At 59.6% G+C, this 20674-nt stretch carries 12 protein-coding genes and 1 rRNA gene; 9 read left to right on the top strand and 4 right to left on the bottom strand.

Annotated features, from left to right (window positions below):
* Nucleotides 1-9: 9 nt before the first annotated feature.
* The 6 genes from rrf to Q6A51_RS16860 all read left to right on the top strand — a co-directional run bounded on the left by rrf (nt 10) and on the right by Q6A51_RS16860 (nt 12503).
* Nucleotides 10-125 (top strand): 5S ribosomal RNA (rrf, locus tag Q6A51_RS16885).
* Nucleotides 126-298: 173 nt separating this feature from the next.
* Entirely contained in the window at nt 299-3775 is a 3477-nt protein-coding gene (gene recC / locus Q6A51_RS16880) for an exodeoxyribonuclease V subunit gamma (protein ID WP_304575317.1), read from the top strand.
* A complete protein-coding gene (recB, locus tag Q6A51_RS16875) occupies nt 3772-7473 on the top strand; it encodes an exodeoxyribonuclease V subunit beta (RefSeq protein ID WP_405046158.1) in 3702 nt (1233 codons plus the stop codon). The genes recC and recB overlap by 4 nt, the downstream gene beginning before the upstream one ends.
* Nucleotides 7470-9554 carry an exodeoxyribonuclease V subunit alpha gene (recD, locus tag Q6A51_RS16870; RefSeq protein WP_201020097.1) on the top strand — a complete coding sequence of 695 codons (2085 nt, stop codon included), beginning with the start codon at nt 7470-7472 and terminating at the stop codon, nt 9552-9554. Before recB ends, recD begins: the two co-directional genes overlap by 4 nt.
* Before the next feature lie 240 nt (nt 9555-9794).
* The gene (locus tag Q6A51_RS16865) at nt 9795-11087 is read left to right on the top strand and encodes an MFS transporter (protein WP_236250264.1); all 1293 of its coding nucleotides are present in this window, start codon (nt 9795-9797) and stop codon (nt 11085-11087) included.
* 180 nt (nt 11088-11267) lie between these two features.
* Nucleotides 11268-12503, top strand: coding sequence for an OprD family porin (locus tag Q6A51_RS16860; protein WP_304575316.1), 1236 nt, complete (start codon nt 11268-11270; stop codon nt 12501-12503).
* Here the strand turns inward: Q6A51_RS16860 and Q6A51_RS16855 are convergent.
* Nucleotides 12490-13410 carry a LysR family transcriptional regulator gene (locus tag Q6A51_RS16855; protein WP_201020099.1) on the bottom strand — a complete coding sequence of 307 codons (921 nt, stop codon included), beginning with the start codon at nt 13408-13410 and terminating at the stop codon, nt 12490-12492. The genes Q6A51_RS16860 and Q6A51_RS16855 overlap by 14 nt on opposite strands.
* Before the next feature lie 190 nt (nt 13411-13600).
* On the opposite strand from Q6A51_RS16855, the gene Q6A51_RS16850 reads away from it, so the two are divergent.
* Both Q6A51_RS16850 and mmsB read left to right on the top strand, forming a co-directional pair.
* Nucleotides 13601-14995 carry a M20 family metallopeptidase gene (locus tag Q6A51_RS16850; protein WP_374063468.1) on the top strand — a complete coding sequence of 465 codons (1395 nt, stop codon included), beginning with the start codon at nt 13601-13603 and terminating at the stop codon, nt 14993-14995.
* Between the two features lie 99 nt (nt 14996-15094).
* A complete protein-coding gene (gene mmsB, locus Q6A51_RS16845) occupies nt 15095-15982 on the top strand; it encodes a 3-hydroxyisobutyrate dehydrogenase (RefSeq protein ID WP_201020101.1) in 888 nt (295 codons plus the stop codon).
* A 17-nt stretch (nt 15983-15999) separates the two neighbouring features.
* On the opposite strand, the gene Q6A51_RS16840 is transcribed toward mmsB, so the two are convergent.
* A complete protein-coding gene (locus Q6A51_RS16840) occupies nt 16000-16206 on the bottom strand; it encodes a DUF6124 family protein (protein WP_304575315.1) in 207 nt (68 codons plus the stop codon).
* Nucleotides 16207-16445: 239 nt separating this feature from the next.
* Here Q6A51_RS16840 and Q6A51_RS16835 point away from each other — a divergent pair, with 239 nt between their 5' ends.
* Entirely contained in the window at nt 16446-18422 is a 1977-nt protein-coding gene (locus Q6A51_RS16835; protein WP_304575314.1) for a TonB-dependent receptor domain-containing protein, read from the top strand.
* A gap of 53 nt (nt 18423-18475) precedes the next feature.
* Here Q6A51_RS16835 and Q6A51_RS16830 read toward each other — a convergent pair whose 3' ends face one another.
* Nucleotides 18476-19810 (bottom strand): ATP-binding protein, encoded by a 1335-nt coding sequence (locus tag Q6A51_RS16830; RefSeq protein WP_304575313.1) that lies wholly within the window; start codon nt 19808-19810, stop codon nt 18476-18478.
* 29 nt (nt 19811-19839) lie between these two features.
* Nucleotides 19840-20598: a response regulator transcription factor gene (locus Q6A51_RS16825; RefSeq protein WP_304575312.1), complete on the bottom strand. Its 759-nt coding sequence runs from the start codon at nt 20596-20598 to the stop codon at nt 19840-19842.
* Between the last annotated feature and the right edge of the window lie 76 nt (nt 20599-20674).

Below are 20674 nucleotides of genomic sequence, written 5' to 3'. Positions count from 1 at the left end.
ACCGAATTTCTTGACGACCATAGAGCATTGGAACCACCTGATCCCATCCCGAACTCAGTAGTGAAACGATGCATCGCCGATGGTAGTGTGGGGTTTCCCCATGTGAGAGTAGGTCATCGTCAAGATTAAAATTCAGAACCCCCGTCTGCGAAAGCAGGTGGGGGTTTTGTCTTTCTGGTCCCAACCCTTTGTCTGCTGGCTTGCCACATCAAATGTGGTGGATTGCTTATGGCAATCCCGGTCGCTTGCCCTTATGGTTTGGCCTCAGGTTTTACTCGTTCGAGTCAAGGAAGCATACATGTCCGTCACAACCTCTCTGAGCGCCGGCTTCATGGTGGTTCATGGCAACCGCCCGGATGAACTGCGCAGTCTGGTTGTCTCCTGGATGCGACGCTATCCCCTGGCACCTCTGGAGAACGAGATTGCCCTGGTGCAAAGCAACGGCATTGCCCAGTGGCTCAAGCTGGCCCTGGCCGAAGACGCCCAGGATGAAGATCAAGGTGGCTGCGGTATCGCGGCCGCGATAGATGTTCAACTCCCCGGCAGTTTCATGTGGCAGTTGTATCGCTCTGTATTGGGCCGCAACGAAATTCCGGAAATCTCGCTGCTCGATAAGGCACCGCTGACATGGCGTCTGATGCGCCTCCTGCCACAGTTGATCAACCAGCCCCATTTCGAGCCGTTGCAGCGTTTCCTTACCGCCGATACTGATCTGCGCAAGCGCTATCAACTATCTGAACGGCTGGCTGACCTGTTCGACCAATATCAGGTGTATCGGGCTGACTGGCTGGAAGACTGGGCAGCAGGTCGTCATCAGTTGCGCAATGTCCGAGGGGAAGCCAAGCCGCTGAGTGCCGCCAATTGCTGGCAAGCCGAATTGTGGCGCGCTTTACTTGAGGATGTCGGAACCGAAGGCATGGCACAGAGCCGCGCAGGTGTTCACCAACGTTTTCTGAAGCGCATCGGCACCCTCGATGAAGCACCGCAAGGCCTGCCTGCGCGAGTTATTGTCTTTGGGATATCGTCCCTGCCCGCACAGGCGTTGGAAGCCTTGGCCGGGTTATCGAAATTCAGCCAGGTGCTGCTCTGTGTGCATAACCCTTGCCGCCATCACTGGGCCGATATCGTCGCCGACAAGGACCTGCTCCGCCATCAATACAAACGTCAGGCGCGCAAGAGCGGCATGCCCGTGGCTCTTGATCCGCAGACTCTGCACCAGCACGCACATCCTTTGCTCGCTGCCTGGGGCAAGCAAGGGCGTGACTACATCAATCTGCTCGACACCCATGACGAACCCAATAGCTACCGCTCTTCTTTCAAGGATGAGCGTATCGATCTGTTCAGTGAGAGCGAGCCAACAACCATCCTCAATCAATTGCAGGATGACATCCTCGAACTGCGCCCTCTCGATGAGACTCGCGAACACTGGCCGGCAATCGACGCCTTGAAGGATCGCTCCATTCGCTTCCATGTCGCGCATAGCGCTCAGCGGGAAGTGGAAGTGCTGCACGATCAGCTACTGGCGCGTTTCAGCCGGGACCCGGCCTTGCGGCCGCGGGATGTGATCGTCATGGTTCCGGACATCGACAGCTATGCCCCGCATATCCGGGCGGTATTCGGGCAGATAGACTCCCATGACCAGCGCTTCATCCCTTTCACCCTGGCCGATCAGGGGCAACGTGGTCGCGAGCCCTTGCTGATTGCGGTCGAGCATCTGTTGAAGCTCCCCGACAGCCGCTTCCCGGTCAGTGAAATCCTCGATCTGCTCGACGTTCCGGCCTTGCGGGCACGCTTCAAGATTCAGGAGCACGACTTGCCGACCCTGCATCGCTGGATCGAAGGTGCAGGAGTGCGCTGGGGCTTGAATGCACGCCAGCGTGCCGGGTTGGGTTTGCCCGACGAGCTTGAACAGAACAGTTGGTACTTCGGGCTGCGTCGAATGCTGTTGGGCTATGCCGTCGGGGCAGGTGAAGCTTATGAAGGCATCGAACCTTATGACGAGATTGGTGGCCTGGATGCGGCACTGATCGGCCCTCTGGTCGCCTTGATCGATGCATTGCAGGTTACCCATGCCGAATTGTCCCTGCCTGCGACACCCCTGGAGTGGGGAGCACGTTTGCAGACGCTCTTGCAGGTGTTCTTCCAGGCCGATAGTGAGCATGACGATTACTTGCTGGGCCAGCTTGAGACTCTGCGCGAAACCTGGCTGAAAACCTGTGAGACGGTCGATTTGCTCGATGAGCTGCCGCTGACCGTCGTGCGCGAAGCCTGGTTGGCCGGTCTGGACCAAGGCCGCCTGTCCCAACGCTTTCTGGCAGGCTCGGTCAACTTCTGCACCCTGATGCCCATGCGGGCGATTCCTTTCAAGATTGTCTGCCTGTTGGGCATGAACGATGGCGATTACCCTCGTGCTCAGCCGCCACTGGATTTCGATCTGATGGGCAGCGATTACCGCCCCGGCGACCGTTCCCGGCGTGAAGATGATCGCTACCTGCTGCTTGAAGCCGTGCTCTCGGCCCGCGATCAGCTCTATATCAGTTGGGTCGGCCGCAGTATTCGCGACAACAGCGACCGCCCGGCTTCGGTGTTGATCGGTCAGTTGCGTGATCATCTGGCCAGCGGCTGGAAACTCGCCTCTGACGCTGAACCTGACAGTAAGCAAGACCCCGGCGAACGCCTGCTCGATGCCTTGACCCTGCATCACCCGCTACAGCCTTTCAGTGCCAGCTATTTCCATGCCGGTACCGGCTATTTCAGTTTTGCTCAGGAATGGCGGCTGTTGCATGAAGATAAACCGGCACGGATCAGCGCTGCTGCGTTGCCGCCTCACGAGCAGGATGAGCCTCTGACGATTGCGCAGTTGCAGGACTTCCTGAGAAACCCGGTAAAGCACTTCTTCAGTCAGCGTCTGAAGATCTACTTCGAGACGGCCGAAGCGCCGGTGCCCGACGAAGAACCTTTTGTGCTCAACGCCCTTGAGCGTTACAGCCTGAGTGAAAGCCTGCTGGCCGCCGCCATGGCCAACCTGGGCGATATCGACTCGGCCTTGCAGGCTCAGGCAATCAAACTGCAAAGTAGCGGCCTGCTGCCCATGGCCGGGTTCGGCACTCGCCTTCAGGCTGAATTGATAGAACCATTGCCGGATGTGCTCGAGCGCTATCAGGCGTTGCTGACCCTATGGCCTGAGCCTTTGAGCAGCGCCTTGCCGGTGAGCTTTGCCCATAACGATGTGAGCCTCGAAGGCTGGCTGGGCGGTCTGCACAGTAATGGGCAAAACCAGTTGCTGACCGTTACGGTCATCCCCAATGGCATTGGCTCGAAAAGAACCCGCAAATGGCACCGGCTGATTCGTCCGTGGGTCACGCATCTGGTCGCCAGCGCATGTGGCTTGCCGCTCAATACAGCGTTGGTGGCCACCGATGAAACACTGCTGCTGGCCCCGCTGGAAAAGGACGCAGCCAGTGCAACGCTGAACGATCTGCTGACAGCCTGGGTCTGCGGCATGCAGCAACCTCTGCCGGTCGCGGTCAAGACCGCTTTCGCCTGGCTGGGGCAGCCTCTGGACAAGGCCGAAGCCGCTGCACGCAAGGCCTATGAAGGCGATGGGGTGACGAGTAACGGCGAACTCGGCGAAAGCACTGCGCTGGCCCGACAGTTCCCGGACTTCAATGCACTGATGGAAAGCGAGGAGTTTGTCGGCTGGTGCGAAGCGCTCTATAAACCCATTTACGAAGCACCCTGGCAGTCTCTGTCCGGCGGGGAGGCCAGCGCATGAGTACCTTGCAAGAACACGCTGTTCCCCTGGCCCTGCGTTTTCCACTGCGCGGCAGCCAGTTGATCGAAGCCAGTGCCGGTACCGGCAAGACTTTCACCATCTCGGCGCTGTACCTGCGTCTTGTGCTTGGCCACGGAGATGAAACCTCAGGTTTTGGCCGCGAGCTATTGCCACCGCAGATTCTGGTAGTGACCTTTACCGATGCCGCGACCAAGGAACTGCGCGACCGGATTCGTACCCGTCTGGCCGAAGCGGCCCGTTTCTTTCGTGACGAAATCGCCGCGCCCGACGACCTGATCGCCGACTTGCGTGCCCAGTTCAGTACAGAACAATGGCCAGGCTGCGCCAACCGTCTCGATATCGCGGCGCAGTGGATGGATGAGGCGGCGGTTTCGACCATTCACAGTTGGTGTCAGCGCATGTTGCGCGAGCACGCTTTCGACAGTGGCAGCCTGTTCACTCAGAGCCTGGAAACCGATCACAGCGATCTGCTGGGTGAAGTGCTGCGCGATTACTGGCGACGTTTCTGCTACCCCATGACTGGCGATACTCTGGACTGGGTGCGGGATAAATGGGGTGGCCCGGCTGCCTTGCTGCCGCGCATCCGGGGTTTGTTCGGTCGTGAACGCAGCCAGGTGACCCAAGAGCCTGCCGAGCTGATCCAGGCTTCCCTGCAACAGCGCCGCGAAGCACTGCAAACGCTGAAAGCGCCCTGGACCGAGTGGGCCAACGAGCTGCATGCGATTTGTCAGGACGGCGTCAAACGCAAAGTCGTCGATGGCCGCAAAATGCAGGAGCGTTACTTTGCGCCCTGGTTTGAAAAGCTCAAGGCGTGGGCCGCAGACGAAACCCAGGAAACGCTGGAACTGGGCACCGGTTTCACCCGCCTGACCCCGGATGGCATGGCCGAAGCCTGGAAGAGCGACCCGCCGTCGCACCCGGCCCTGGAGGCCATGCTCGAACTGAAAGCGGCCCTCGATACTCTTCCCACACCCGATGCCATGGTGCTGCAACATGCCGCGCAATGGGTCAGTGCCCGCTTTGAAGAAGAGAAGCGTCGCCGCGCCGAAATGGGTTTCGACGACATGCTGCTCAGGCTCGATGCCGCCTTGCATGGCGCCGCTGGCGAGCGCTTGGCGAGCCTGATTCGTGAACAGTTCCCCGTCGCGCTCATCGATGAGTTCCAGGACACCGACCCGGTGCAGTACCGGATCTTCGAGAGCATTTATCGCCTTGAAGATAACGATGAACAAACCGGCCTGTTCCTGATCGGTGACCCCAAACAGGCGATCTACGCCTTCCGTGGCGCGGATATCTACACCTACCTGCGCGCCCGTACTGCTACGGCGGGGCGCTGGCACACACTGGACACCAACTACCGCTCCAGTCATGCGATGGTCGAATCTGTCAACCACATATTCGACCAGGCCGAGCAGCGTGCCGAAGGGCGGGGCGCGTTTCTGTTTCGCGATGGCGACAATAACCCGGTCCCGTTTACCAAGGCGCTTGCCCAGGGCCGCAAGGAAACATTGCACGTCGATGGCGCGCCGCTTGCGGCATTGACGGTCTGGCATCTGCAAAGCGATCAGCCGGTGTCTGGCACTGTTTATCGTCAGCAACTGGCTGCCAGTTGCGCCAGTGAAATCGTGCGTCTGCTCAAGGGCGGGCAACAAGGCCATACCGGTTTTGCAGCTCCCGACAAGGAACTGCGCGGATTGCTGCCCGCCGACATCGCGATTCTGGTGCGTGATGGCAAGGAAGCTCAGGCCGTGCGCAATGAGCTGTCTGCCCGAGGCGTGCGTAGCGTCTATCTCTCCGATAAGGATTCGGTGTTCGCCGCACAGGAAGCCCATGATTTGTTGGCCTGGCTCAAGGCCTGTGCCGAACCCGACGCCGAACGCATCCTGCGTGCCGCTCTGGCCTGCATCACGCTCAACCTGCCGCTGGCTGAACTGGAACGCTTGAACCAGGACGAACTGGCATGGGAGCAGCGCGTCATGCAGTTCCGCGGCTATCGCAACCTGTGGCGTCATCAGGGCGTGCTGCCGATGCTGCGTCGTCTGCTGCACGACTTTGCCTTGCCCCAGACACTGATCGCCCGCAACGATGGCGAGCGGGTACTGACCAACCTGCTGCACCTGTCCGAGCTGCTGCAACAGGCCGCCGCCGAGCTGGATGGCGAGCAAGCCCTGATCCGGCATCTGAGCGAGCAACTGGCGCTGTCCGGTCAGGCTGCCGAAGAGCAGATTCTGCGACTGGAAAGCGATGAGCAACTGGTCAAGGTCGTGACGATCCACAAGTCCAAGGGCTTGCAGTATCCGCTGGTGTTTCTGCCGTTCATTTGCTCAACCAAACCGGTGGATGGCAGCCGCTTGCCCTTGCAGTTTCACGATGCCGAGGGCAATGCCCAGATCAGCCTGCAACCCACAGACGAACTGATCGAACTGTCTGACAACGAGCGTCTGGCCGAAGACCTGCGCTTGCTTTATGTCGCCCTGACCCGTTCCGAACACGCTTGCTGGCTGGGTGTCGCAGACCTCAAGCGCGGCAACCTCAACAGCTCCATGCTGCATCGCTCGGCGCTGGGTTACTTGCTGGGCGGCGGTGTGGCGTTGGGCGAGTCGGCCGACCTGCAACTGTGGTTGCGGGACCTGAGCAAAGGCTGTGAAAGCATCGCCTTGCAACCTGTTCCCGAACCCGACGCCGATATCTTCAGCCTGCCACGCAACGAAGCCAGCCTCGTCAAGGCACTGGTGCCCAAACGCCGTGCAACCGAGAACTGGTGGATTGCGTCATACAGTGCGCTGCGCATTGGTGACACCGTGACCACGAGCGGCGATGCGTCGCCTGACAGTCCGCAGGCGCAGAAGCTGTTCGACGACGAACGCCTCGACCCACAGGCTCCTCGTGAGGTACTGGCCGCTGGCGACGATATCCACCGTTTCCCTCGTGGCCCCAACCCCGGCACCTTTCTGCATGGTCTGCTGGAGTGGGCGGGTAACGAAGGTTTTGCTGCGGCGGCCCATGATTCAGAGCTGTTGAGCGATGCGATTGCCCGTCGCTGCAACCGACGTGGCTGGGAAGGATGGATCAACACCCTGACGGGATGGCTGACACACCTGCTCAACATGCCTTTGCCTCTGGGCAATGATGTGACTCCGGTCGCTCTGGGGGAATTGGACCAACCCAACCAGTACCGGGTTGAAATGGAGTTCTGGTTCGCCAGCAGTCAGGTCAATGTGGCGCAGATGGATGACCTCGTGCGCCGTTACACCCATGGTAATGCGCCGCGCCTGGTCGCTCAGACCACCTCGCTCAATGGCATGTTCAAAGGCTTTATCGACCTGACGTTCGAGCATGAAGGGCGCTATTACGTGGCCGATTACAAATCCAACTGGCTGGGTGGTGACGAGACGTTCTACACCGAGCAGTCCATGGAAGCGGCCATTCTCGAAAACCGCTACGACCTGCAATACGTTCTCTACCTGCTGGCCTTGCATCGCCAACTCAAGGCGCGGCTGGCTGACTACGATTACGACCTGCACATGGGCGGCGCGGTGTACCTGTTCCTGCGTGGCAGCCGCTCATCCACCCAGGGCGTGTACTTCACCCGACCGCCGCGTGAACTGATCGAGAGCCTGGACCTGCTGTTCCAGGGCAAACTCCTCCCAACCGCCCAGCCAGGAGCGTTCGCATGAGCCGTTCGTTTGTCGAACTGTTACCTACGCCACTGGATGAAAATAGCCTGGCCAGTCTGAGCCCGCTGACCCGTGTCGACGATCTGCTGCTATTGCTTGAGCGCTGGGTGGAGCGAGGCTGGTTGCGTGCTCTGGACCGAGCCTTTGTGGCCTTTCTCGGTGAGCTTGATCCGCAAGCCGATTCACGGGTGTTGCTGGCGGCGGCCTTGAGCAGTCATCAACTGGGTCACGGGCATGTGTGCCTGGATCTGTATGAAACCCTCAAGGAACCTGACTTCGCCCTGTCGCTGCCACCGGAAGGCGATATCCAAATCGTGCCCGTGCTGTTGCCGTCGCAACTGTTGGTCGGCCTGGATGGTGCGACATGGTGTCGAGCGCTGGCCGACAGTCCCTTGGTCGCATTGGCCGAAGACGCGAGCCCGGAGGCTCGGCAAAAACCGCTGGTGTTGTCTGATCGACGTCTGTATCTGCGTCGTTACTGGACCTATGAGCGCCGCATCGCAGCGGCATTGCGTCAACGACTGGCCGAACCGGAAAGCGCGCCACAGGATCTGGCCCAGCGTCTGGACGTTCTGTTCGGCCCGGCCAGCACTGCACCGGACGCGGTGATCGACTGGCAGAAACTGGCCTGCGCTCTGGCCACTCGTCGTGGTTTCAGCATCATCACCGGCGGGCCGGGCACCGGCAAGACCACGACCGTCGTGCGGTTATTGGCTTTGCTGCAAGCGCCTGCTGTGCAAAGCGGTCAGCCACTGCGTATTCGTCTGGCTGCGCCCACCGGCAAGGCGGCGGCCCGTTTGACCGAGTCCATCAGCCAGCAGGTGCAAAGCCTGGACGTCAGCGCTGACGTGCGGCAAAAGATCCCCAGCGAAGTCACAACGGTGCATCGTCTGCTGGGCAGTCGTCCGGGGACGCGGCACTTCCGGCATCACGCAGGTAATCCACTGCCGCTGGATGTTCTGGTGGTCGATGAAGCTTCGATGATCGACCTGGAAATGATGGCCAACCTCCTGGACGCACTGCCACCCGATGCGCGCATGGTGCTGCTGGGCGACAAGGATCAATTGGCGTCTGTCGAGGCGGGCGCGGTGCTTGGGGATCTGTGTCGTGACGCTGAAAACGGTTTCTACAGCCCGCAGACCCAAGCCTGGCTGGAGTCGATCAGCGGCGAAGACTTGAGCAAGAGTGCGTTGCAACAAGGCGACGCCCGGCAGCATCCTCTCGCGCAGCAAGTGGTGATGTTGCGTCACTCGCGGCGCTTCGGACAGGGCAGCGGTATTGGCCAGTTATCGCGACTGGTCAACCAGCAACAGGACCACGAGGCCCGTGCGTTGCTGGCTGCTCGCAGTCACAAGGATTTGTTCAGCCTGGCCCTCAAGGGCGAGCAGGATCAGCGGCTTGAGCGCCTGCTGCTCGATGGCCATGGTGACGGGCCGCAGGGGTATCGCCATTATCTGGGCGTGCTGGCCGAGCAGCGTCCTGCCGATGGCTCGGCGCTGGAGGACGAATGCTGGACGCGCTGGGCGCGTGCGGTCTTGCAGGCCTTCGATGCGTTCCAGTTGCTGTGTGCCGTACGCAAGGGGCCTTGGGGTGTCGAGGGTTTGAACCAGCGCATCACCCAAGCCCTGTCCAGTGCGGGCCTGATCGAAAAGGACCAGCAATGGTACGAAGGCCGCCCGGTTCTGATGACCCACAACGACTATGGTCTGGGCCTCATGAACGGCGACATTGGCATTACCTTGTACCTGCCTGAACGTGACGGCTCAGGGAAGAAAGTCTTGCGCGTCGCCTTCCCGCGCAACGACGGCAGCGATGGTGTGCGCTTCGTGCTGCCCAGTCGGCTGAACGATGTAGAAACCGTCTATGCCATGACCGTCCACAAATCCCAAGGCTCGGAGTTCGCACACACCGCCTTGATCCTGCCCGAAGCCTTGAATCCGGTGCTGACCAAAGAGCTCATCTACACCGGCATCACCCGCGCCAAACACTGGTTCAGCCTGATCGAACCGCGCCAGGGCGTGTTTGAAGAGGCGCTGCGTCGCAAGGTCAAGCGCTTGAGCGGGTTGATGCTGGGGCTTTAGCGATTTGTGTAGCGGGATTGCCCGCTACTGGCCAGCGGGCAGGCCGTCATGTGCATCAGCACCATTAATGCCCAAAAGGCACAAAATGTTGCAGCGCTGCTTTCTCTTCAGAGCAAGGAAATGTTCTGAAATGCATAATTGTGGGAAAGGTCGGGCGCTCATACCATCACTTCAAGGTCGACACACCGCCATTCAAGGCCGGGCAGTAGACCCATCCTTTTATCTGTCGGAGATCCTTGAATGACAACAGCGCATATGACTTCGGAGTCCGCACCGGTCCGGTCGATGTCCAAAGGCAAGTTATACAAGCTGGTCATTGCGTCCTCCATTGGCAACGCTCTGGAATGGTTCGACCTGATCGTCTACGGCTTCTTTGCCATGACCATTTCCAAACTGTTTTTCCCTAGTGCCGATGAAACCGTTTCCTTGCTGATGGCGCTGGGGACTTTTGCGGTGTCCTATCTGATTCGCCCTCTCGGTGCGGCGGTGTTGGGCTCTTATGCAGACCGTGTGGGGCGCAAGTCTGCAATGCTGGCTTCGATCTGGCTGATGATGCTTGGCACCTTGCTGATCGCCATCATGCCGACCTACGCAAGCATCGGTATCTGGGCACCCATCGGTATTTTCCTGGCCCGGCTGATTCAGGGTTTCTCTGCGGGTGGCGAGTTCGGTAGCGCCACGGCCCTGCTTGTGGAGCATGCCCCCAAGCGCAAAGGCCTGATGTCCAGTTTCATGTTTGCCAGCCAGGGGCTTAGCGCATTGCTGGCTTCGGGGTTTGGCCTGCTGCTGACCTCGACGCTGACGATCGAGCAACTGGAGTCGTGGGGCTGGCGGATTCCGTTCCTGTTCGGTCTGTTGATCGGTCCTATCGGCTTGTACATCCGTCGTCATATCGACGAGGCGGGCGAGTTCAAGGAAAGCGAGCGCAGCCATGCGCCTGTCGGCGAACTGTTCAAGGCTCACAAGTACCGCATGCTGCTGGCAGTGGGTGCGCTGGTGCTGTCTACCTCGGTCAGCTACGTCATCATCTACATGCCGACCTACGCAGTGAAACAGCTGGGCCTGACTGCTTCCATCGGTTTCGCCGGGACCTTGCTCAGTGGTGTGGTGCTGACGTTGCTCACGCCTTTCATCGGTCATCTGTCAGACATTTTCGGGCGTACCCGGATCATGCTGGGTGCCTCGGTCATCTTCATTCTCAGCATCTACCCGGCGTTTTCCTGGCTGGCGGCTCAGCCGACCCTGATGGCTCTGCTGGCGGTGCTGTTCTGGATGAGTGTGCTCAAGGCGATCTACTTCGGTGGCCTGCCTGCACTCATGGCTGAGTTGTTCCCGACCCAGGTTCGCGCCACCGGCATGGCCTTGAGTTACAACATTGGTACAACGATTTTCGGCAGCTTCACGCCATTCATCGTGGCCTGGCTGATTGGCGCCAGTGGCAACAAGCTTGCACCGAGCTTCTACCTGCTGATGACAGGCATGCTCAGCCTCGTGACCCTGCTGGCTATCCGTCGACAGATGAAAAAGCCCTGACCGGGCGAGCGGTCGATGCTTCAAGGCTCGACCGCCTCTTTATTTCCTCTTCCTAGAAACATGCTCGACATGTTCGTTCGGCGCACTTGCTCCGACGATCTGGTGCTTGACGCTGCCAGATCCCTTGACTGCCCAGACAGGTCCTGACGACCGCCAAACAAGACGTTTCTGGAGTGGGTTATGTTCGATTTGCGATTCAAGTGCGCAGTGGCGGCAACCGTAGGTGTGTGCGCAACAGGCACGGCCCAGGCTGATTTCTTCGACGACAGCCACCTGACACTGGGCTTGCGCAACTTTTATGTGGATCGTGATTTCAAGCAGGAGAATGCTCCCAAGTCCCGCACCGGCAGTTGGTCGCAGGGTTTCGATCTGCAATTCAAATCCGGCTACACCGAGGGGCCGCTGCAATTCGGTCTGGACCTGGGCAGCGACTTTGCCTATCGCCTTGACGGTGAGAGGGCGCGGGCGCCCGATGGTGCGTTACCTGTGCAAACCGATGGCAGCCCGGTGCATGACTACAGTCGAGCCAACGCAACCGCCAGGGTTCGTTACTCGAAAACCGAATTGCGCATCGGCAATCAGCGCCCGAACCTGCCGATTGCTTCGTATGATCCGACACGCCAGTTGGTGACCAGCTACGAAGGCGCGATGCTGGAGTCCCGTGAGGTCAAGGACCTGACCCTCACAGCCGGACGCTTCTGGAGCATCACCGGTCGTGAGTCCTCAAACCGCGAAGACCTTTATCTATGGGGTGATTCACCGACCCAGTCCAGCGACGGGCTGAACTTCGCGGGTGTGAGTTATGCCTTTACGCCGAGCCTGTCGGGTACCTATTTCTACGCCCTGCTCGAAGATATCTATCGTCAGCACTACCTCGGTGTCGCGCACAAGATGCCTTTGGGCGCGGGCTTCGCGTTGAAGACCGATGTCCGTTATTACAACACCGAAGAAGAAGGCCAGGCGCTTTCCGGGAGAGTCGATAACCGGACTTATGGCCTGATGTTCAGCCTGCTCAAGGGCAATCACACGTTCGGCGCAGGTTATCAACGCATGCTCGGGCAGGACACGTTCCCGACCTTCAACAGCTATGCGCCCGCGCCTTACCTGATCAACTGGTCGGCGCTGGGTTTCGTCAAACCGGGCGAGCGTTCCTGGCAAGTGCGCTACGACTATGACTTTGCGGGAGTGGGTGTTCCAGGCTTGAAATGGATGGCCCGCTGGATGGAGGGCAATGACATCAACCTCGGTCAGCAGAGCCATGAAACAGAGCGAACTTCCATCCTCAGCTACGTGCAGCAGGACGGCCCGCTCAAAGGGTTCGGCGCTACCTGGATGAACATCGGCGTGAACGTGCGTGATACTTCACAGTACGAAGAGAACCGTTTGATCCTGACTTACACCGTCAGCCTCTGGTAGCCGCTGGCTTGCTCACAGTCAGCAACTGCTCTTCCAGAAAACTGAGGAAGTAACGCTGCAGCACCGGCAGCTTGCGGCCGGCCATGATCTGGACCTGCAGGCTGCGCTGACGCAACTGTGGGTCGCTCATGGGGATCAGTACCAGATTGTCACGGCCTGTCGCGCCACTGACCGTTGCCGTGCCGCACAGCGCAATGACATCTCGCGAGTAACGGACAATCGTATAGATCGCCCCCAGCGACTGGCTGGTATAAGTCGGAACCACATTGATCCCATGCAGATTGCAGGCGATGTCGAACAGATAGCGAATGGTCGAACCGGGCTGGGACAGGGCCAGCGGATACTCGCGCAGGTCCTGCACGGTCAATGATTCGCGCGTGGCCAGTGGATGGCTGGCGGGCATCAGGGCGCTGATCGGCGATTCACAGCTCAGGGCGATTTCGACGCCCATGGTGGGGGTCAGGCTGAAGGTCAGGGCGATATCCACTGCGCCGTCCTTGACCAGTTGCGAGGCACGCGCAGAGTCCACGACCTGCATGTCAAAGCTTGCACCCGGATGAAAGTTGCGAAACTCCGCCGTCACTCTGGGCAGAAACTCCCACGCCATACCTTCCGGGCATGCCAGCGCGATCTTGTGTTGCTGCAAGGTGTTCACGCCGCGCATTTCAGCGATCACGTTTTTGACTTCCAGCACATTGCGGGTGGCATAAGCGAGCAGCAGTTCGCCGGGCTCCGTCAACTGCATGCCTCTGGGTTTACGCTCGAACAGTTGCAGCCCCAGCGTGTCTTCCAGATTGCTGATCTGCCGACTGACCGCCGAGACCGCAACATGCAGTTCTTCAGCGGCTGCGGAAAGCGAACCGGTCTTGGCCACGCTATGGAAGTAGCGCAAGGGCAGATCGTGCATGCGGGGCTCCGTTTCTGCCTCAGTAATGTGCAGGTCTGGTTTGTCCTGAAAGCAATGATGCTTTGAGAACTTGATAATTGTTGCAACTCAGGTGGCAACGTTACCCTGCATTTCATCGTCGGTCGAGCGCCCTTTTTCGACTCCCGACGCCGAATGCCTGGTCAAAGGAACCTCAATGCCTAGCCCCGATTTGAATACCCGAGCACACGCCATCGCCCTTGCCGCCCAGAACCTGAGCAGCGGTGTCTTTCTTGAAGATCTGAACCGCCGGGTCGCCCGGCGCACCGAAAGCCAGAACCCTGAATGTGCTGCGCAATTGCGCGATTACCTGCTTGGCGAGGTGCAACCGCTGCTGACCGAACTGGGGTTCGCCTGCCGTCTTGTCGAGAATCCTCAACCCGGCAAGCCGCCGCTGCTGTTCGCCCGACGTATCGAAGACCCGGCCTTGCTCACGCTGCTGACCTACGGGCATGGCGACGTCACCAGCGGCCAGGACGAACTTTGGCAGGAAGGCACCGCGCCTTGGCAAATCAGCGTCAAGGACGGGCGCATCTATGGCCGTGGCACTGCCGATAACAAAGGTCAGCACAGCATCAACCTGGCGGCGCTGGAAGCGGTCCTGAAAGCGCGCAATGGACGCTTGGGTTTCAACCTGAAAATCATTTTCGAGATGAGCGAAGAGGTGGGCTCTCCCGGTCTTGAACAGGCTTGCCGCGAAAACGCCGAAGAATTGAGCGCCGACCTGTTTCTGGCTTCCGATGGGCCGCGGGTACGCCATGACCTGCCGACACTGTTTCTCGGCTCTCGGGGTGTATGCCAGTTCCGGCTGAGCCTGGATACCGGCAATGGCAGCCGACACTCTGGCAATTGGGGCGGCATCATCACCAACCCGGCGATTGTGCTGGGGCATGCGCTGGCCAGTCTGGTGTCCGCCAAAGGGCAGTTGCAGGTCGACTTTCTGCGACCTGCGCCGATGCCCGAGCATGTCTCTGCGTTGATTCGCGACTTGCCGGTGGGCGGGGAAAGTTTCGACCCGACGCTTAACCCTGAGTGGGGCGAACCGGGACTGACAACCGGCGAGAAACTGTTCGGCTGCAATGCGCTGGAAGTGGTCGGTCTGTCATCGGGCAACACGGTCAAGGTGATCGGCGCGATTCCGGGGCGGGCTGAAGCGGTCTGCCAATTACGTTTTGTCGAAGGGACCGACTGGCAATCGCTGGCGGGCAACCTGCGTCAGCATCTGGATAGCCTTGGCTTTCAGGATGTTCAGGTGCAGATCGACGGCGGCTATGCCGCGACCCGCCTGGACCCGCGTCACCCGTGGGTGGGCTTTGTGCAGCAATCGGTCAGCAAGAGCCTGGGTGAGCCGGTGAGCATTTTGCCGAACCTCGGGGGGACCATTCCCAACCATTGCTTTGCCGATGTATTGGGGCTGCCGACGGTCTGGCTGCCGCATTCCTATCCTTCCTGCAAACAGCACGCGCCCGATGAGCACTTGCTCGAAAGCATCGTCGAACAAGGCCTCAAGGCTGCTGCCGGATTGTTCTGGGACCTTGGCGAAAACCCGGATTTGTTGCGCCAGTAACGGATCGAAACCGTCTGCAATGTGAGCGCGTTAATCCCCTGGCAGGCCTCTTCTATACTCGATGTATTTCGAGCTGACGACCTGCCAAGGAGAACAACAATGAAAATCGCATTTATCGGCCTGGGCAACATGGGAGCACCCATGGCGCGCAACCTGATTCAGGCCGGTCATCAGTTGCATGTGTGTGACCTGAACAAGACCGTACTGGCCGAGCTTGCCGCCCTGGGCGCAAGTATTCGTGAAACCCCGAAACATGCCGCTCAGGGCAGCGAACTGGTCATCACCATGCTGCCCGCCGCAGTCCACGTGCGCAGCGTTTATCTGGGGGAAGATGGCGTGCTGGCGGGTATTGCTGCCGGTGTGCCGGCTGTTGATTGCAGCACCATCGATCCACAGACCATACGTGAAATCTCCAGCATTGCAGGCAAGCAAGGCGTGGTGGTGGGCGATGCGCCGGTTTCCGGTGGAACCGCTGGCGCTCAGGCCGGGACGCTGACGTTCATGGTCGGCGGGACTGCCGCACACTTTGCCGTGCTCAAGCCGGTGCTGTCGCAGATGGGCCGCAACATCGTGCATTGCGGGGATGTCGGTACCGGACAGATCGCCAAGATCTGCAACAACATGCTGTTGGCCATTTCCATGATCGGAATTTCCGAAGCCATGGCACTGGGCAATTCGCTGGGGATCGATACTCAGGTGCTTGCCGGGATCATCAACAGTTCGACCGGGCGTTGCTGGAGTTCAGAGTTCTATAACCCCTGGCCCGGGATCGTGGAAACCGCACCGGCTTCGCGAGGGTACACCGGCGGTTTTGGCGCAGAGCTGATGCTCAAGGACCTGGGCCTGGCAACCGAAGCGGCCAAGGCAGCGCATCAGCCGGTGATCCTTGGTGCCCTTGCCCAGCAGCTTTATCAGGCGATGAGTCTGCGGGGTGATGGCAACAAGGATTTTTCAGCGATAGTCGAGGGGTATCTGAGGAAGGAGTAAAGCGCAGCCCGCAGGGCTCAAGCCACCATCGAATCCAGTGAGCGGTCGACCATGGCCTTGGCCATTTGCGCCAGATGCAGGATCGAGATTGTCAGGTCATGGTTATGACTTTCACTGGCTTCATTGGCGGTGGCAATGATGCAACGCAGCAGATCGGAAGCGAGGTTGAGTACATCCTGCTGGCTGAGGGCTTCGTTGACGATGAACGGTTTTATGTCGGGCATGGGCAACTCGAAGGTGAATGAAGCAGGTCGCAAGAGCCTAGAGAGGCCGATTCCGGGGCGCAATAGGGCGTGACCTTCTCGGAAACTTCACTCAGCAGAGGAAGAGCCATCCCGCCAGCGAGACAGGGAATCTCTGGCAAGCAGAGAGTGGTTCTCTTCATTTGTCACATCTTGTCCAACCTTTGTGAATGTAGATGCATACGATTCTCTTTTACTTCTTTGAATCGTAAGGACGTTCCATGCATTCTCCTCTCCGTCTACGGCCTTCAGCTGTAATGATCAAACTTGCGCTGGCGTGTCTGGCTTCGGGTCAGGTGCATGCACAAGAGCAGGCCACAACCGAAGAGTCGGCCAATGTGCTGTCGATTGCAGACGTGGTGGTAACGGCTGCCGGTTATGAGCAGAACCTGGAGGATGCACCCGCCTCGATGACCGTCATTTCCGGTGACGATCTGCGCAAGAAATCCTTTCGTGATCTGACCGATGCGGTGCGTGATGTCGAAGGTGTCACGGTCAACGGTGGGGCCAACGAGACGGATATTTCCATTCGTGGCATGCCTGCCGATTACACGCTGATCCTGGTGGACGGCAAGCGCCAGAGCGCTCGCGAATCCCGGGTCAACGGCAACAGCGGCTACGAACAGAGTTTCATTCCGCCTGCCGAAGCCATCGAGCGAATCGAAGTGGTACGCGGCCCGATGTCTTCGCTGTACGGCTCCGATGCCATCGGTGGCGTCATCAATATCATCACCCGCAAGGTGACGCCGGAGTGGGGCGGTTCGATCACCTACGATTACTCGGCTCGTCAGCACAGCGATCAGGGCAATGCTCGCCAGACCCAGTTCTACCTCAGCGGCCCGATCAAGGAAGACCTGCTGGGCTTGCAGGTCTGGGGACGTTATCTGGATCGTCAGGCTGACGACGATATCGAACAAACCAACGGCTTCAGCAAGGCAGACCACCGTGACCTCACGGCGCGCCTGGCGATTACCCCGAACGCCGACCACGAGATCCTGCTGGAAGCCGGTGCGACCCGCCTGAAAAACGGCGATGGCCTGAGTGCGAACTGGGCGACCCGCGAGCAGGAAAACAACCGCGATCACTGGTCTATTTCCCACCAGGGCCGCTGGGGCTGGGCGACTTCCGATGTGTCGCTGGCCTACGAGAAATCCAGCCGTGAAGGTCTGGCCGACTCGACCCAGACCGATGTGCTGGGCCGCAAGCCTGAGGTCGAGAACACCGTATTCGACGCCAAGCTGGTGATGCCGACCGAGCACAACATCACCACGGTTGGCATGCAGTGGAACGACACCACGGTCACCGACTGGAACCAGGGGCTGGGTGATCGCAGGAACTACGAGTTCTCCGTTGTGCAGAGGGCGCTGTTCGCCGAAAACGAATGGTCGATGACCGATACGTTCTCTTTGACCACCGGCCTGCGCATGGACGACCACGAACAGTACGGCGTGCATTTCAGCCCGCGGGTCTATGGTGTGTGGCGTGCGACGGATGACTGGACATTCAAGGGCGGTGTCGCCCGTGGCTTCAAGGCACCTGAAGTGCGTGCCGTGGTTCCGGGATACTCCTACCTGCGACGCAACCGTTTCGTGATGTTCGGCAACCCGGACCTCAAGCCGGAAACCAGCACCAACTACGAACTGTCGGCGCTGTGGTCCAACCGCAATAACCTGTCGGCTGGTGCGACCGTTTTCTACAACGACTTCCAGGACAAACTGTCGACTGTGACCACCACAGAGGTCTGGAACGGTTTCACCGTAATGGACCGGGTCAACGTCGATAAAGCGGTCATCCAGGGCGTCGAGCTGAATGGTCGCTGGGATGTGACATCGGCCGTCGCGATCAAGGGTAACTTCACCTATACCGACTCCGAGCAGAAGAGCGGCGCCAACGCCGGTGCGCCACTGGCCCTGACGCCGGAGCGCAAAGCCAACCTGCGTGCCGAATGGCAATTGAACGACCGCACCCAACTGTGGGCGGCGACCAATTACTACGGCAAGGAATACGGCAACACCATCACCGACGAAGCGTCACCGGCTTACACCACGGCTGACTTTGGCGGGTCTTATGAACTGACCAAAAATGTCTCGCTCAATGGCGCGCTGTATAACGTGACCGACCGACGTCTGGATGACGAAACCTATGGCACCGTCAACTATGGCCGTACGTTGTGGGCGAGTACGACAGTGCGGTTCTGATTGAGCTTTTCGCGAATGAATTCGCTCCCACGGCGAGCGGGGTAGGAGCGAATTTATTCGCGAACAGAGGGCAACCTTACAACCGCACACAACCCCGCAGGCGGGCGGTTTTCCAGGGTGAGTTCGCCGCCATGGGCCTGGATGCAGGAGCGTGCGATGGCCAGGCCAAGGCCCAGCCCGCCCTGGGTGTTATCCGCGCCGCTCTGGCTCAATTGCACGAAGGGCTCGAACACCTGGGTCAGCCAGTCCTGTTCGATCCCCGGCCCGTGGTCGAGGATTTCCAGGCGGATTTCCGACTCGTCGACAGTAAGGCTCACAGTGGCATCCCCCGCATGGCGCAAGGCATTGTCTATCAGGTTGGTCAGTGCTCGTTTGAGCGCCAGTGGGCGGCAGTGGCAATAGACTTCTTGCCCGCGTTCCCAGCCTATTGGCTGGCCCATGCTCTGGTAGCGGCGGGCGAGGTCGTCGAGCAGGGCGGTCAGCGATATTCTGACTGTCGCTTCCTGCACCGCATCACCGCGCACGAAGTTCAACGTTTCGCGCACCATGGCGCGTAGTTCATCGAGGCTTTCGAGCATGTCGTCGCGCTCGGGGCTGTCTTCCAGCAACTCCATTTGCAGGCGCAGTTCGGTGATGGGCGTATTGAGGTCATGACTGATGGCGGCGAGCATTCGCGTCCTGCCTTCGACATGCCGGGCGATGCGTTCCTGCATCACATTGAAAGCTTTTGTCAGGTCGCGAGCCTCTTGCGGGCCTGAAAGCGGCAAGGGTGATATCCATTCTCCGCGACTGACCCGCTCGGTCGCCTGCGCCAGTGTCTTGACCGGCTGCACCACGCGCCGCATGAAAAAGATCACGATCAACAACACTGGAATGGTGGTGACCGGCAAGGTATAGGCCAGCATGCGGCCCCATTCGTAACCCCCGGCCGGATGCTGGATGGCGTTCAACTGCTTGCCTTCAGGCAGCCCGATGCTGGTACGCAACCTCAGCGGTGCCCAACCGGCTGCCACGAAAACATGCTCGCGTGCCGGGCCTCCGCTGATGCGTTCCAGTTGCATGCCGATGAGAGCATCGGCGGGCAGGGTCAGGCGTTTCTTCAGGTCGCTGACCATGCGATGTTCTTCCGGGCGCATATCACTGGCATCGGCGATGGCGCTGCTGGCGACCCAGAAGTGCGAGTCAGGTGTCTGCATTGAAGTCAGCAGGCGCGACGCATCTTCGGCGGATAAACCCTGTGCCGCATGATAGGCGGTGATCAGCCGTTCAATGGCCAGTGTGCGTGACAACGGGTGAATCAGGGCGCCGGTACGTTGCAGATAAAGCATGGCGATGGCATTGGAAGCCAGCAGCGCGAGCAGCAGCAAGACGCCCAGTTGATGGGCCATGCGCCTGGGCCATAAACGTCGCAGCAGCTTCATGCGTCGGGCAAGGTGACAGTGGCGACCAGCATGTAGCCGTCGCCCCAGATGGTGCGCAGCAAGTCCGGCTCCAGCGGGTTGTCATCGAGTTTGCGGCGCAGGCGGCTGATCTGCCGGTCGATGGCGCGGTCGAACACTTCAGTGCCGGGGCGGGCTGTCAGATCGATCAGGCGCTGGCGGCTCAGAATGATATTGGGGTTGGCGAGCAGTACCTGCAGCAGCCGGCTTTCTACTGTGCTGAGCCTCACAGCCGAGCCGTCGAGACGTATCAGCGTGCTGTTGCTGGCGGTGAAACTCAGACCGGCGAACTCATAACGTTGCTTCAGATCCGATGTGTCGGCGGGCGGCAGCGCGCTGCTCGCTCTGCTCTGGCCTGTGCCACGCCGACGTAACAGGCTGTTGATCCGCGCGACGAGTTCGCGAGGCTCGAACGGTTTGGTCACGTAATCGTCAGCACCGATATCCAGGCCGTGAACCCGGTCGGCGGAGGTGTCGCGAGCGGTCAGCAGAATCACCGGAATGTTCTCGCGTCGATGCAGTTTGCTGCACAGTTCAAAGCCATCGCCATCGGGCAGCATGACATCCAGCACGATGACATCGAATGCCTGATGCTTGAGCAACTGCCACATGCCAGCGGCATCTTCTGCCGTACGCACCTCGAACTGATGGCGGCGCAAATAGACGGCCAGCGGGTCGCGGATCTTGCGATGGTCGTCGACGACCAGAATGCGCGGGGCTGCGACAGTGGACGTCATCGTATTTCCCGGGAAGAAAACTGGCGCATGAAGATATGGATGATTCTCATTTTAAAACGCGATCTTATCCCATAAA

Source organism: Pseudomonas serbiensis, from assembly GCF_030580745.1.
In the GTDB taxonomy this organism is placed as follows: domain Bacteria; phylum Pseudomonadota; class Gammaproteobacteria; order Pseudomonadales; family Pseudomonadaceae; genus Aquipseudomonas; species Aquipseudomonas serbiensis.
Note: the sequence above shows the minus strand (reverse complement) of the source record. Positions and strands in the feature narration are given on the sequence as shown.